Annotated in this window: 15 protein-coding genes and 1 tRNA gene; 8 read left to right on the top strand and 8 right to left on the bottom strand. The window is 71.5% G+C overall.

The window, feature by feature from the left end:
• Positions 1-104 precede the first annotated feature (104 nt).
• Genes AB0L56_RS25335 through ugpC form a run of 4 tightly spaced genes read left to right on the top strand, consistent with a single transcriptional unit; the run spans position 105 to position 4352 of the window.
• On the top strand, positions 105-1385 hold the full coding sequence (locus AB0L56_RS25335; protein ID WP_365426794.1) for an ABC transporter substrate-binding protein: 1281 nt from the start codon (positions 105-107) through the stop codon (positions 1383-1385).
• Positions 1386-1390: 5 nt separating this feature from the next.
• Positions 1391-2311, top strand: coding sequence for a sugar ABC transporter permease (locus AB0L56_RS25330; RefSeq protein ID WP_365426791.1), 921 nt, complete (start codon positions 1391-1393; stop codon positions 2309-2311).
• Positions 2311-3144 (top strand): carbohydrate ABC transporter permease, encoded by an 834-nt coding sequence (locus tag AB0L56_RS25325; RefSeq protein WP_365426788.1) that lies wholly within the window; start codon positions 2311-2313, stop codon positions 3142-3144. Before AB0L56_RS25330 ends, AB0L56_RS25325 begins: the two co-directional genes overlap by 1 nt.
• Positions 3145-3170: 26 nt before the next feature.
• Positions 3171-4352 carry a sn-glycerol-3-phosphate ABC transporter ATP-binding protein UgpC gene (gene ugpC, locus AB0L56_RS25320; protein ID WP_365426785.1) on the top strand — a complete coding sequence of 394 codons (1182 nt, stop codon included), beginning with the start codon at positions 3171-3173 and terminating at the stop codon, positions 4350-4352.
• Between the two features lie 8 nt (positions 4353-4360).
• On the opposite strand, the gene AB0L56_RS25315 is transcribed toward ugpC, so the two are convergent.
• The 5 genes from AB0L56_RS25315 to AB0L56_RS25295 form a co-directional block, all read right to left on the bottom strand.
• On the bottom strand, positions 4361-4888 hold the full coding sequence (locus AB0L56_RS25315) for an NUDIX hydrolase family protein (protein WP_361028000.1): 528 nt from the start codon (positions 4886-4888) through the stop codon (positions 4361-4363).
• A gap of 31 nt (positions 4889-4919) precedes the next feature.
• Complete coding sequence (locus AB0L56_RS25310) at positions 4920-5732, bottom strand: SAM-dependent methyltransferase (protein WP_365426782.1); 813 nt, start codon at positions 5730-5732, stop codon at positions 4920-4922.
• 113 nt (positions 5733-5845) lie between these two features.
• Entirely contained in the window at positions 5846-6508 is a 663-nt protein-coding gene (locus AB0L56_RS25305; RefSeq protein ID WP_365426779.1) for an endonuclease, read from the bottom strand.
• 2 nt (positions 6509-6510) lie between these two features.
• The gene (locus tag AB0L56_RS25300) at positions 6511-6849 is read right to left on the bottom strand and encodes a DUF3140 domain-containing protein (protein ID WP_365426776.1); all 339 of its coding nucleotides are present in this window, start codon (positions 6847-6849) and stop codon (positions 6511-6513) included.
• A 39-nt stretch (positions 6850-6888) separates the two neighbouring features.
• On the bottom strand, positions 6889-7371 hold the full coding sequence (locus AB0L56_RS25295) for a DNA starvation/stationary phase protection protein (RefSeq protein ID WP_361028012.1): 483 nt from the start codon (positions 7369-7371) through the stop codon (positions 6889-6891).
• A 257-nt stretch (positions 7372-7628) separates the two neighbouring features.
• On the opposite strand from AB0L56_RS25295, the gene AB0L56_RS25290 reads away from it, so the two are divergent.
• Both AB0L56_RS25290 and AB0L56_RS25285 read left to right on the top strand, forming a co-directional pair.
• Positions 7629-8816: an acetyl-CoA C-acyltransferase gene (locus AB0L56_RS25290; RefSeq protein ID WP_365426772.1), complete on the top strand. Its 1188-nt coding sequence runs from the start codon at positions 7629-7631 to the stop codon at positions 8814-8816.
• Between the two features lie 73 nt (positions 8817-8889).
• Positions 8890-9663 carry a sulfite exporter TauE/SafE family protein gene (locus tag AB0L56_RS25285; protein ID WP_365426769.1) on the top strand — a complete coding sequence of 258 codons (774 nt, stop codon included), beginning with the start codon at positions 8890-8892 and terminating at the stop codon, positions 9661-9663.
• Here AB0L56_RS25285 and AB0L56_RS25280 read toward each other — a convergent pair.
• Positions 9649-11070, bottom strand: a complete 1422-nt coding sequence (locus AB0L56_RS25280; RefSeq protein ID WP_365426766.1) for a diacylglycerol kinase family protein — start codon at positions 11068-11070, stop codon at positions 9649-9651. The two genes, AB0L56_RS25285 and AB0L56_RS25280, sit on opposite strands and share 15 nt — an antisense overlap.
• Positions 11071-11191: 121 nt before the next feature.
• Here AB0L56_RS25280 and AB0L56_RS25275 point away from each other — a divergent pair, with 121 nt between their 5' ends.
• Positions 11192-11950, top strand: a complete 759-nt coding sequence (locus AB0L56_RS25275) for a cobalt-precorrin-6A reductase (protein WP_365426763.1) — start codon at positions 11192-11194, stop codon at positions 11948-11950.
• Positions 11951-12037: 87 nt separating this feature from the next.
• Here AB0L56_RS25275 and cobF read toward each other — a convergent pair whose 3' ends face one another.
• Positions 12038-12814 (bottom strand): precorrin-6A synthase (deacetylating), encoded by a 777-nt coding sequence (gene cobF / locus AB0L56_RS25270; RefSeq protein WP_365426760.1) that lies wholly within the window; start codon positions 12812-12814, stop codon positions 12038-12040.
• A 52-nt stretch (positions 12815-12866) separates the two neighbouring features.
• Positions 12867-13394 (bottom strand): DUF309 domain-containing protein, encoded by a 528-nt coding sequence (locus tag AB0L56_RS25265; RefSeq protein ID WP_365426757.1) that lies wholly within the window; start codon positions 13392-13394, stop codon positions 12867-12869.
• 99 nt (positions 13395-13493) lie between these two features.
• Between AB0L56_RS25265 and AB0L56_RS25260 the strand changes: the two genes are divergently transcribed.
• Positions 13494-13567, top strand: a tRNA-Pro gene (locus AB0L56_RS25260).
• Positions 13568-13618 lie beyond the last annotated feature (51 nt).

The following is a 13618-nucleotide window of genomic DNA, read 5'->3' as shown; positions in this document are numbered from 1 at the left end:
CTTGATGTCGCTCTACGTACTGCTTAGCGTTCGCCGGGTAGGCACCGCCGCGGGGTGCGACACCCGCGCCGCGATCCCGGGAGCGAGGTGTGGAGCACGTGCACGTGAGGCGCAAAGGTACCGGCCGTCCGGGGCGGACGCGTGCGCTGGTCGCGCTGACCCTGCTGGCGTCGACGCTCGCCGCCTGCGGCGGTGACACCGACGACACCTCCCGCCCCACCCTGAACTGGTACAACTTCCCCGACGACTCCGGCGCCCTGCAGAAGGCCGCCGACCGGTGCAGCCGGGCCTCCGGCGGCCGCTACCGGATCAACTACAACAAGCTGCCCCGGGCCGCCGACGGCCAGCGTGAGCAGCTGGTGCGCAGACTCGCCGCCGAGGACGACTCCCTCGACATCCTGGGACTGGACGTCACCTGGGCGGCCGAATTCGCCGAGGCCCGCTGGATCCGGGAGTGGACCGGGGAGATGAGGCGCCGGGCCACCGAGGGCACGCTCCGCGTCCCCCTCCGGACGGCCACCTGGAAGGGCAGGCTGTACGCGGTCCCGTACAACACCAACGTGCAACTCCTGTGGTACCGCGAGGACCTGGTGCCCACTCCGCCCACGACCTGGTCCGAGATGCTGGACATGTCCCGCGAGCTCGCCCGGCAGGGCAGACCGCACTACGTGGAGATCCAGGGCGCCCAGTACGAGGGCCTGACCGCCTGGTTCAATTCCCTGATCAACAGCGCGGGCGGCACCATCCTCAACTTGAGTGCCACCGAGCCCTCCCTCGGCCCGCCCGCCGTACGGGCCGCCTCGATCATGCGCGACCTCGCGAACTCCCCGGCCGCCGACCCCTCCCTGCCCAACCAGATGGAGGACCAGAACCGCCTCGCGATGGAGTCCGGCGTGGCGGCCTTCGAGCTCAACTACCCGTTCGTCTATCCGTCGATGAGAAGCAACAACCCGCAGCTGTTCGAGGACTTCCGCTGGGCGCCCTACCCCCGCGTCGACGCCGACCGTCCCGCCCGCCCCACCGTCGGCGGCATCGACCTGGCCGTCAGCGCCTACTCGCGTCACCCCGACCTGGCCTTCGAGGCGGCCCTGTGCCTGCGCAACCGGAAGAACCAGCTCACCGCCGCGCTCGAGGGCGGACTGCCCCCCACCCTGCGCGCCCTCTACGACGACCCGTCGTTCAAGAAGCAGTACCCCTTCTCCGCGGAGGTCCTGTCCTCACTGGAGAGGGCGAGCGTAAGGCCGCTCACCCCCGCCTACCAGAACGTGTCGATCGCCGTCTCCCACACCCTGTCCCCGCCGTCGGAGATCCGGCCCGAGAGCGCGGTGGACACCATCGGGGAACAGATCGACCAGGCCCTGCGATCGGAGGGCGTGATCCCGTGAGCACCATGGCCGAGCCGACGAAGGACAAGGCGGGCGGCGCGAAGGCGCTATCCGCCGGCGCCAGACAGGAGCGCCGGCTGGGCCTGCTGCTGTGCGCCCCGGCCGTCCTGGTCATGGCCGCCGTGACCGCCTATCCCATCGGCTACGCGGTCTACCTGTCCCTCCAGCGCTACGACCTGCGCTTCCCCGCACAGGCCGAGTTCGTCGGTCTGGACAACTACGGGGCGGTGCTGACCTCCCCGTTCTGGTGGGACGCCTTCTGGGTGACACTGTTCCTCACCGCCGTGTCCGTGGCGATCGAACTGGTCCTCGGCATGGGCCTCGCCCTGGTGATGCACCGCACCCCCTTCGCACGCGGCACGGTCCGCACCGCGGTCCTCATCCCGTACGGCATCGTCACCGTCGTCGCCGCCTTCTCCTGGCAGTACGCCTGGACCCCCGAACTCGGCTACCTCGCCTCGTTGCTGCCCGCCGGCGACGCCCCGCTCACCGAACAGTGGCCCGCGCTGTGGCTGATCATCCTCGCCGAGGTGTGGAAGACCACCCCGTTCATGGCGCTCCTCCTCCTGGCGGGCCTCGCCCTGGTCCCCGAGGAGACCCTGAAGGCCGCCATGGTCGACGGCGCCACCCCATGGCAGCGGTTCATCAAGGTCACGCTGCCGCTGATGAAACCGGCCATCCTGGTCGCCCTGCTCTTCCGCACCCTGGACGCCTTCCGGATCTTCGACAACATCTACATCCTGACCTCGGGCGCCCACGGCACCGGCTCCCTGTCCATCCTCGGCTACGACAACCTGTTCACCGCGCTGAACCTGGGCATCGGGTCGGCGATCTCGGTCCTGATCTTCCTCTGTGTCGGGATCATCGCCTTCACCTTCGTCAAGCTGTTCGGCGCCGCCGCACCGGGCGCGGAGGTGAAGCGCTGATGGCCGCCGCGGGCAGGACTCACGCGACCCGATGGGCCGTCGTGAACGTCGTGGTGGTGCTGTACGCCCTCTTCCCGGTGTGGTGGATCGCCGCACTGTCGTTCAAGGACCCGGGCACCGTCACGGACGGCAACTACATCCCCCGGGACTGGACGTTCGAGAACTACCGGGGCATCTTCGCCACCTCCGAGTTCACCCGGGCGCTGATCAACTCGATCGGTATCGCCCTCATCGCCACGGTCATCGCGGTGATGCTCGGCACCATGGCCGCGTACGCCGTGGCCCGGCTGCGGTTCCCCGGCAAGCAGGTCCTCATCGGCATGTCCCTGCTGATCGCCATGTTCCCGCCGATCTCCCTGGTGTCCCCGCTGTTCAACATCGAGCGGATCATGGGGATCTTCGACACCTGGCTCGGGCTGATCATCCCCTACATGACCTTCTCGCTGCCGCTGGCCATCTACACGCTGTCGGCGTTCTTCCGGGAGATCCCCTGGGACCTGGAGAAGGCCGCCAAGGTGGACGGGGCCACTCCCGCGCAGGCCTTCCGGCTGGTCATCCTGCCGCTGGCCGCGCCGGGCGTGTTCACCACGGCCATCCTCGTGTTCATCTTCTGCTGGAACGACTTCCTGTTCGCGATCTCGCTGACCTCCACCGAGTCCGCGCGCACGGTGCCCGCCGCGATCGCGTTCTTCACCGGCAGTTCGCAGTTCCAGCAGCCCACCGGGTCCATCGCCGCCGCGGCCGTGGTGATCACCGTCCCGATCATCATCTTCGTCCTGTTCTTCCAGCGGCGGATCGTGGCCGGACTCACCTCCGGGGCGGTCAAGGGTTGAGCATTGAAGGCAAGGAGGCACCACCCATGGCCGAGATCGTCCTCGAGTCAGTCACCAAGCGCTATCCCGACGGATCCCTCGCCGTGCGGGACGTGGACCTGGAGATCGCCGACGGCGAGTTCGTGATCCTGGTGGGTCCCTCCGGCTGCGGGAAGTCGACCACCCTGAACATGATCGCCGGCCTGGAGGACATCACCGAGGGCACCCTGCGCATCGGCGGACGGGTCGTCAACGACCTCGCCTCCAAGGAGCGGGACGTCGCCATGGTGTTCCAGAGCTACGCGCTCTACCCGCACATGAGCGTGCGGGAGAACATGGGCTTCCCGCTGCGGCTGGCCAAGGTCGACAAGGCGACCATCGACAGCAAGGTGGAGGAGGCCGCCCGGGTGCTCGACCTGAGCGAGTTCCTGGACCGCAAGCCGGCCAACCTCTCCGGCGGCCAGCGCCAGCGGGTGGCCATGGGGCGGGCCATCGTCCGCGACCCCAAGGCGTTCCTCATGGACGAGCCGCTGTCCAACCTGGACGCCAAGCTGCGCGTGCAGATGCGGACCCAGATCTCCCGGCTGCAACGCCGCCTGGGTACCACCACCGTGTACGTCACCCACGACCAGACCGAGGCGATGACCCTCGGCGACCGGGTCGTCGTGATGCGCCAGGGCGTGGTCCAGCAGGTCGGCACTCCGGCCGGGCTCTACGACATGCCGCGCAACCTGTTCGTCGCCGGCTTCATCGGCTCCCCGGCGATGAACTTCCTCCACGCCTCCCTGTCCGCCGGCAGCCTGCGCACCCCGCTGGGCGACCTGCCGCTCGACGACCGCGCGCGCCGGGCGCTGGAACAGCGGGAGGCGCCCCGTGAGGTCATCCTGGGGCTGCGCCCCGAGGCCTTCGAGGACGCGAGTCTCGCCCGCCGGACGGACGGTCCCGTCGTCACCGCCACGGTGGACGTACTGGAGTCCCTGGGCTCGGACGCGTACGTCTACTTCAGTGCCGAGGGCGGTCCGGTCACCACCGCCGAACTGGAGGAACTCGCCACGGACTCGGGTCTGCGCGACACCGGAGCCGGGACGGCCCAGCAGATCGTTGCCCGGCTGGACGCCGCCACCCGCGCCCGCGAGGGCGTACCCATGGAACTCCGGGTCCACATGGGCAAGGCCCATGTGTTCGACCCCTCGACCGGCGCCAACCTGACCCACCCGGAGCGCGGATGACCAGCCTCTCAGATCACACAGCCCGCGTGGGCCAGCGCCTGCTTCAGCAGCACCCCGTGCCCGCCCGGCATCTCGCTCTGCACGGCCGCCGACACGGCCTCCTGGGGGCTGAACCACACCAGGTCCAGAGCGTCCTGCCGGGGCCGGCAGTCACCCGTCACCGGCACGATGTACGCCAGCGACACCGCGTGCTGACGCGGATCGTGGAACGCGGTGATGCCCTGCGTCGGGAAGTACTCCGCGACCGTGAACGGCTGCGGCGACGCGGGGACGCGGGGCAGCGCCACCGGGCCGAGGTCCTTCTCCAGATGGCGCAGGAGGGCGTCACGGACCCGTTCGTGGTGCAGCACTCGGCCGGAGACGAGAGTCCGGCTGACCGTTCCGTCGGGCCCTATGCGCAGCAGCAGGCCGACGCTGGTGACTTCGCCGCTGTCGTCGACACGCACGGGGACCGCCTCGACGTACAGGATCGGCATCTGGGCGCGTGCCATTTCCAGGTCGTCGGAGGAGAGCCAGCCCGGCGTGGTTTCGGTCATGTCAGACATTGTTTGATCATACTTTCAACGGTCAGGGCTTCATGGCCACCGCGCCGTACTGCGGCACCACGACGGCGCTGCCGGACGGGGCGTGCCATTGCGAGCAGGAGACCAGGCCGGGCTCGGTCAGTTCAAGGCCCTCGAAGAACGCGGCGATGTCCGCGGCGCTGCGGGCGGTGATCGGGGGAGTGGCGTTCTCGTTCCAGAACTCCATGGCGGGCACCTGTAGCTCGCCGCCGACCTCGGGGTCGAAGGTGGGATGGGTGAGGACCAGGAAGCTCCCCGGGGCCACCGCCGCCATGATCCGGCGCACGATGTCACGGGCCTGGTCGGTGTCGAGCACGAAGTTCAGGATGCCGAGCATCATCACCGCGACCGGCCGGGTCATGTCCAGCGTCGCGGCCGCGCGCGCCACGATCGCCTCCGGGTCGTGAACATCGGCGTCGATGTAGTCGGTCGCCCCCTCGCGGCTGCCGGTCAGCAGGGTGCGGGCGTGCACCAGCACGATCGGGTCGTTGTCGACGTACACGATCCGCGCGTCGGGCGCGATGCGCTGCGCGATCTCATGGGTGTTGTCCGCGGTCGGCAGCCCGGTGCCTATGTCGAGGAACTGCCGTACCCCGAGCTCACGGGTCAGATGGGTCACCGCCCGGCCCAGGAAGTCCCGGTCCGCGCGGGCGATGTCCCGGATGACCGGGATGATCGAGGCGACGTGCTCGCCGACCCGCTGATCGACCTCGTAGTTGTCCTTGCCGCCGATCCAGTAGTTCCACACGCGCGCGTTGTGCGCCACACCGGTGTTCAGCCTTGCCGACCCGCTCGGCGGGGTGTGGCTCTCACTCACGTCTGCATCCCTCTCCTCGCCCCGGCGGCCCCTCCGGGCCGGCCACCCCGGCCATTGTGCCGCGTGGTGATCACGCTGTCCCGCGAACGGGGGACGGGCGCGGCCCGGAGACTTCACCCGGCCCCGGCGTGGCTCAGGGTGTCCTCGGCGACGTCCTTGTCGATCGCCGCCCGTACCAACGCCGCCGCGAGCACGGCCGGTTCGGAACCTTCCGCCAGCTCCAGGAGGCGTTCGGGGTCTCGCGGCAGCTCCAGCCGCCGCGCGCCCCGCAGGGCCTTGTCGTCCAGGTACGGGGCCGCCTCCGGCCAGACACGCTGGACCTCCCGCAGGAAGATGTCGGCACCGGTGGGCCCCACACCCGGGAACTCCTGGAGCAGACGGCGCAGTTCGCCGACATCGCCGACCGCCTCCTCGCGCAGTCTGCGCAGATCCCCGCCCCAGCGCTCGGTCACCAGCTCGGCGGCCTCGCCCAGTTGGGTCGCGGTGCGCTCGCCATAGCGCCGGTAACCGCCCCGGCCGAGCGCGTCCACCCGTTCCTGCCAGTCGGCGTCGGCCATCCGGCGGGGATCGCGCAGCCCCGCGTCGTGCAGGGCACGGGCGGTGTCCACGGCGATCGACCCCTTGATGCGGGCGCTGAGGAGATGAGCCAGCACCAGCAGCCGGTACAGCGGTTGCGGCGTGTTCCGCAGCTCGATGCCGGCCTCCTCCGCGTACGTCTCCCCGTGCGCGTCGAGGAGCGCGCGCACCACGGCCCGCTCCTTCTCCCGGCGGGTCACGGTCAGGGTTTGAGCGGATCGTGGCCGAGCGTCATCAGTCGGTGGCGGCGGTCGGTGTCCTCGGCCGTCGGCTCGTTCTCCGGGTCGATCTCGGCGGTGACGGTGTCCACCACATGCTCCATCACCCGCAGGTCGTCCTCGGTGAGGTCGGTGCGGCGCTTCTGCAGGATGGAGAGGACGCGCTGCCCGATCTCGGGGCCCGCGTGTTCGGGCAGCGGCTCCGTCGTCTCGTCGGCGTCGATCGCCCGCAGCCAGGCCGCCAGTTCCGCGGAGGTCATGTTGACCACGCGGTGGAAGTCCTCCCACAGCGCGTCCTTTTCGAGGGCGTCCTCGCTCATCATGTGTCCTTCATCTGCGTGTCGTTCCGGGTGCCGCGGCGGTCAGGAGTCGCCGGGGACGTTCTCCGCCTCGAACATCCAGCGCTGCTTCTCCAGTTCCGCGGTGATCGAGATCAATAGGTCCTGGGTGACCAGATCCGCCTTCTCGGTGGCGTCGATGCGCTCGCGCAGCCGCGCGACCGCCGAGCCCAGGGCCTGCGTCATCACCTCGACGGCCTCCGAGTCGCGCAGCCAGCCCTCCTTGGGAGCCGGCAGGGAGAAGACCTTGGCGATGGTCTCCGGGCGGCCGTCCGGCGGCACGCCGAGTGCCGCGGCCCGCTCCGCGACCGTGTCGGCGTGGGTGCGCGCGGCCGAGACCACCTCGTCCAGCTGGAGGTGGACGGAACGGAACCGCGGACCCACGACGTTCCAGTGGGCCTGCTTTCCGATCAGTGACAGTCCGAGCAGGTCCACCAGGGTGTCCTGAAGGGCCTCGCAGGAAACCCGGCGGGCCTCGTCGGGCAGGGTGCTCCTCACGACGGTCATGAAGTACCGCTCCTCCTTCTCGCTTCGTCCCGGGTGCCGCGTGCGCTCCGCGGCTCCTTCATGAACGCGCGGGTGCCCGTGCCCCCACGGCACAAACCCAGCCCGGGTGCGTGGGAGGAGGACGCACTCACGGCCGCCCCGAGATCTTCCCAGAGGGCCGTCCGGCGGCCTATAGTGCAAAACTAGCGGTGCTAATTAAGAATTGAGAGAGCCGCCGGTCACGGTACGGCCACCGGCGTCGGGTCAGGAGTCCACTCGTGCGTCCCGTCCACTTCGCGGCCGCCCGCCGCACCCCCATCGGCAAACTGCGCGGAGCCCTCTCCACCGTACGGCCCGACGACCTCGCCGCCGCCGTGATCCGCGGCCTGGTCGCCGACCTCCCCGCGCTCGACCCCGCCCGCGTCGACGACGTCTACTGGGGCGCCGCCAACCAGGCCGGCGAGGACAACCGCAACGTCGCCCGCATGGCCGCCCTGCTCGCCGGGCTCCCCGAGGCCGTGCCGGGTGCCACGGTCAACCGGCTGTGCGCCTCCGGTCTCGAGGCCGTCACCACCGCCGCCCGCACCATCGCGGCCGGCGAGGCGGACATCGTGATCGCGGGCGGATCCGAGTCGATGAGCCGCGCACCCTTCGTGCTGCCCCGCCCCGACGAGGCCCTGCCGCACCGCATGGAGACCGCCGACACCCGCCTGGGCTGGCGGCTGGTCAACCCCGCGATGAAGGAACTGCACGGCCTGCTGGCCATGGGGGAGACCGCCGAGGAGGTCGCCGCCCGCTACGGCATCGCGCGCGAGCGCCAGGACGCGTTCGCCCTGCGCAGCCACCAGCGGGCCGCCGACGCCCGCAAGAACGGCCACTTCGACGACGAGCTCCTGACCGTGGCCCGCCCCGACGGAGTGGTCGTCGACGCCGACGAATGCATCCGCGAGGACACCTCGGCCGAGAAGCTGGCCCGCCTGAAGCCCGTCTTCCGGGCGGGCGGTTCGGTGACGGCGGGTAACGCGTCCCCCATGAACGACGGCGCGGCCGGGCTGATCCTCGTCAGCGAGGAGGTCCTGAACGAACTGGGCCTCGAGTCGCTCGGCCGCTATGTCGCCGGCGCCTCCGCGGGCGTCCACCCGGACGTCATGGGCATCGGCCCCGTCCCCGCCACCCGCAAGGTGCTCGCCCGGGCCGGCTGGACCGTCGGCGACCTCCGGGAGGCCGAGTTCAACGAGGCGTTCGCCGCCCAGGCACTCGCCTGCGTCGACCAGCTCGGCATCGACCCCGGCCTGGTCAACCCCAGCGGCGGCGCCATCGCCCTGGGCCACCCGCTGGGCTGCTCCGGCGCTCGCATCCTCACCACCCTGCTCCACCGCATGCGCCGCACCGGCGGCGAACGCGGCCTGGCGACGATGTGCGTGGGCGTGGGCCAGGGAAGCGCGGTGCTGGTCGAGAGGCCCTGACCGCCGCCCGGGAGCCATCAGACGAGACGGTGCTACGGGCGTCCGTTGCTTGCACATAGCATCGGTCCCCGCAATGGACACCATGACGCTCTGGCACCTCACCGGCTGGGAATTCGCCGCGCTCGCCTTCGCCGCCCTGCTCGTCGGCTTCTCCAAGACCGCCGTCAGCGGGGCCAACACGGTCAGCCTCGCCGTCTTCGCCGCCGTCCTGCCCGCCCGCGCCTCCACCGGCGTACTGCTGCCCATCCTCATCGCCGGAGACGTACTCGCCGTCCTCATCTACCGCCGGCACGCCCACTGGCCGACGCTGTGGCGGCTGTTCCCCGCGGTCGCGGCCGGCGTCGTCGTCGGCACCCTGTTCCTGATGCGGGCCGACGACGGCGTCGTACGGACCTCGATCGGAGTGATCCTGCTGCTGATGGCCGGAGTGACGGTGTGGCGGCGGCGCCGGGCCGACGCCGAGGACGAACCCGGCCCGGTCAGCACCCGCGCGGGCCGCGCGAAAGCCCGCTCCTACGGTGTCCTGGGCGGCTTCACCACCATGGTCGCCAACGCGGGCGGCCCGGTGATGTCGATGTACCTGCTCTCCGCGGGCTTCCGGAAGCTGGGATTCCTCGGCACCTCCGCGTTCTTCTTCCTCATCGTCAACACCTCAAAGCTGCCCTTCAGCGCCGGTCTCGGGCTCATCGACGCCGACTCGCTGCTGCTCGACGCCGCGCTCGTGCTGTTCGTCGTGCCCGGCGCGTTGCTCGGCACATGGGCTGTGAACCGGATCAACCAGCGGCTCTTCGAACAGCTGGTGATCGCGGCCACCGTCGTGGGCGGCCTGCAGCTACTGGTGCGCTGAGGAGGACCCGGCCGACTCGTTCCGCCCACCCGGGCCCGCCCCGGTGTCCTGCGGTGCGGCGTGCGGACGGTGCAGCCGGCTCGGCGCGGCGGTACGGCCCACCGTCGCCGCCAGCTTCCGCAGCCGCCGCCAGTCCAGCCGGGGCTGGGCCGAGGTGACGCCGGGCCGCTTGCGCGGGACCCGGACCCGCAGTGCGCCCGGTGCGATGCGGCAGTGCACCGGGGCCGGCAGCACCATGGCCTCCCCGTCGACGCCGGCCTCGATCTCCTCACGGTCCGCCTCGATGACGACCTCGGGGGCGGTCAGAATGGTCAGCCCGCTCGGCTCCGGATTCAGCAGCAGCGCGGCGGCACTGATAGCCCCCTCCAGCTTGACCCCCACGACGCCGAGCACGCCGGAGTCGAGCCGTTCCCGCCGGCCGAGCCCGAAGGGGTCCCCGGTGCGATACGGGTTGTTGCTGACCAGCACGGCCTGCGGAGCGGTGAGCGTCGTGTCCCCGGCCCGCACGACCAGCCGGGGCCCCTGCTGACCGGTGAGCAGTTCCGGCAGCATCTCCAGACTCGTGCCGATCTTGTCGTCGCGATAGGCGGGGCTCTGCACGATCGCGGCGTACGCGCCGAAGGAGGCGTTGTTCACGAACGGCTGATCACCGGCGAACCCCAGGTCGACGCGGAGTTCCACGCCGTCCGTGAGCGCGTCGAGACAGGTGGCCGGGTCCGTCCGGTCGAGGCCGAGGTCGAGGGCGAAGTGGTTGCGCGTCCCGGCGCTGATGACGAGGAACGGGATGTCGTGCTCGGCGGCCACGGCCGCGACCAGCGCCTGGGTGCCGTCGCCGCCCGCGGCGCCGAGCAGATCCGCCCCATCCGCGACGGCGGCCCGGGCCAGCTCGGTGACGTCGTGCTGCTTGCCGGGTTCCAGCAGCACCACCCGGGCGCCCAGCCGCTCGGCCTTCTCGCGCAGCCGGAACCGGCCGACCTTGCCGCCGCCCGACCGGGGGTTCATGATCAGCACCGGCTTCCGGGGCGGCGGCAGCCGCCGCTCCCGTACGGCCTGCCCGCTGCCCGTGCCGCGCAGCGCCAACCGCCCGCTCCACACCGCGAGACCCCAGAAGGCCAGCGACATCAGCAGCCCCCAGAAGAGGGTCACCGCGAACAGGGCGAGCAGACCGGCCGGCACACACACGGCGATCAGCGCGGACACCCACCGCACCGGACCCCGCCGGGTGAGCGTCCACCACACGGCGGCCGCGCTGAGCGCGAGTCCCACGACGCCGCACACCAGCAGCACCAGACCGCGCAACCCGCCGTAGGCGAGGGGAGCCGCCACCGCCAGCGCGGCGGCGGCCAGCGCCCCCCGCGCGGCCCAACGCTGGGCGTGGTAGCCCCGCTCGCTCCAGTTCACGGCCATGACTCCTCCAGTCGCCCGGCGTCATCGTAGGGCGTGTGATGCACCTGCGTGCGGCCGGATGACGATCAGCGACACGAGGACCGGTGCCGGACGCCGTGCCCGGTCCCCGTACTCTCGGCCCATGCCCACGCACGTCCTGCTCCTCGGCGGCACCACCGAGGCACGCGAACTGGCCGCCGCACTGACCGCCCGGCCCGGAACCCGGGTGACCACCTCGCTCGCCGGACGGGTGAGTCGCCCGGGGCCCGTCGCCGGCGAGGTGCGGGTGGGCGGCTTCGGCGGGGCGGAGGGACTCGCCGCCTGGCTCCGCGAGCAGCGGGTGGACGCCGTGGTCGACGCGACGCATCCGTTCGCGGAGACGATCACGGCGCACGCGGCACGGGCGGCGACGGCCACCGGGGTGCCCCTGGTGGTACTGCGCCGCCCCGGCTGGCAACCGGGCCCCGGGGACCGCTGGCACCCTGTCCCCTCACTGGAGGCGGCGGCGGACCTGCTGCCCCGGCTCGGACCACGGGTGTTCCTCAGCACCGGCCGACTGGGCCTCGCGGCCTTCGCCCATCTGACGGAACTGCGCTTCGTCGTCCGGTCGGTGGAGCCCCCCGAGCCGCCCGTGCCGGCCCACACGCGGATCCTGCAGGCCCGCGGCCCCTTCACCGTGGCCGACGAGACGGCGCTGCTGCGCGACCACGGCATCGACGTGCTGGTGACGAAGGACAGCGGCGGCGCCGCCACCTCCGCCAAACTCACCGCGGCCCGCGCCCTCGCCCTCCCGGTCGTCGTCATCCGCCGCCCACCGCTGCCGCAAGGCATCACACCGGTCGACGACGTACGGACCGCCCTGCGCATGCTGGACGCCACATCCAGCCCCTCCGGCGTTTGAGGAGCGGGGGTCCGGGGGCAGAGCCCCCGGGGACGGGACGGGAAGGGGTGGCGGGGGCGAAAAACTCTCGCGCACGCCCCCCGGCGCTTAGCTGTCCTCAACCCCCCTGCGCCGCAGCAGATACGTGTCCATAATCCACCCCTTGCGCTCCCGCGCCTCAGCCCGCAGCCGCTCAATACGCGGCGCCGCCTCGTCGAGCGGACCGGAAACCAGGATCTCGTCCGGCGTGCCGATATACGCGCCCCAGTAGATGTCGACGTCCTGCCCGGTGTACGCACGGAACGTCTGATGCGCGTCCAGCATCACCACCACGTCGTCCACGCCCTCCGGAAACCCCTCGGCGAGCCGCCGCCCCGTGGTGATCTGAACCGGCCGCGCCACCCGGTTCAGCCCCGTCCGGTGCCGGGCCACCAGCGCCGACACACTGCTGATGCCCGGCACGACGTCGTACACGAACGACACGGTCCCGCGCTCCAGGACCTCCTGAAGAATCCCGAGTGTGCTGTCGTACAGCGACGGGTCCCCCCACACCAGGAAGGCGCCCGTCTCCTCCTCGGCCAGCTCCCCCGCGATCAGCTGCTCGTAGATGTCCGCGCGGGCGCTGCGCCAGTCCCCGACCGCGGGGGAGTAGGCGGACCCCCCGGCCGTCCGGTCCCGCTCCGGGTCACGCGCCTCGACGACGCGGTAGCCGCCCTCCGGCAGATGTACGTCCAGCATGTCCCGGCGCAGCCGGGTGAGGTCCGCCTTGGCCTCTCCCTTGTCCAGGATGAAGAACACGTCCGTGCTCCGCAGCGCCTTGACCGCCTGCAGGGTCAGCTGGTCGGGGTCGCCCGCGCCGATACCGATGACATGAATCTCTCGCACGCCCCGAGTCTGCCGCACGGCACTCACGGCGCGTACACCGCATCCCGCCCCCTCAGGAGCCGCCCCGCAGCCGTGGCGCTCGCGCCCTCGCGTCCACCGGGACGCCCCGCTCCACCTCCGTCGCCAGGTCCCGGGCCCAGGCGATCACACCGGGAAGATCGATCCCGTGCGGGCGGGGGCGGCCCGCCCTCGCGGCCCACTCCTCCGCCGCACCGGCCCCGCGCCGCAGCAGCCGCGCCCCGCCGGTGGTGTTCCCCCGCGCGGCATGGGTGAGCCCCACGGCGAGCTGCGCCAGCCCCCGCCACAGCTCCCGTTCCTCCTGCGGACCCGACTTCCAGGCGTCCTCGAAGACCTCGTGCGCGTGGAACGGCTTGCCCTCGTCCAGCAGCCGCTGTGCCTCGGCGACGCTCTCCTCCGGCCGCCGCACGACGCCCTCGGGCTGCCGGGCCACCCCTTCCGCGTCGTACGGGAGGGGCCGCCCGAGCCCGTCCCGGGGCCGCGCGTTGCGCGCCCGCCCCTCGTCGTCCCGGTCCCGCGCGGCGGCTGTCCGGCCCGCGGAGGTGCTGTCCGTGCTGCCCATAGGCCGATTGTCCCAAGTCCGGGCCCGCTTCGGCGCGGCCCGGGGTGTGGGGTAAAGTGCTGTTCGCGCGATCACGCGGTTCACCGCACGTGAGCGCACCGGGACGTGGCGCAGCTTGGTAGCGCACTTGACTGGGGGTCAAGGGGTCGCAGGTTCAAATCCTGTCGTCCCGACGGTGCGGTAAGGGCTTCGGAGCCCGGATCAGGGCCTTGTCCACATCACGT

This window comes from Streptomyces sp. NPDC052079 (assembly GCF_040680275.1).
Classification (GTDB): Bacteria; Actinomycetota; Actinomycetes; order Streptomycetales; family Streptomycetaceae; genus Streptomyces.
Note: the sequence above shows the minus strand (reverse complement) of the source record. Positions and strands in the feature narration are given on the sequence as shown.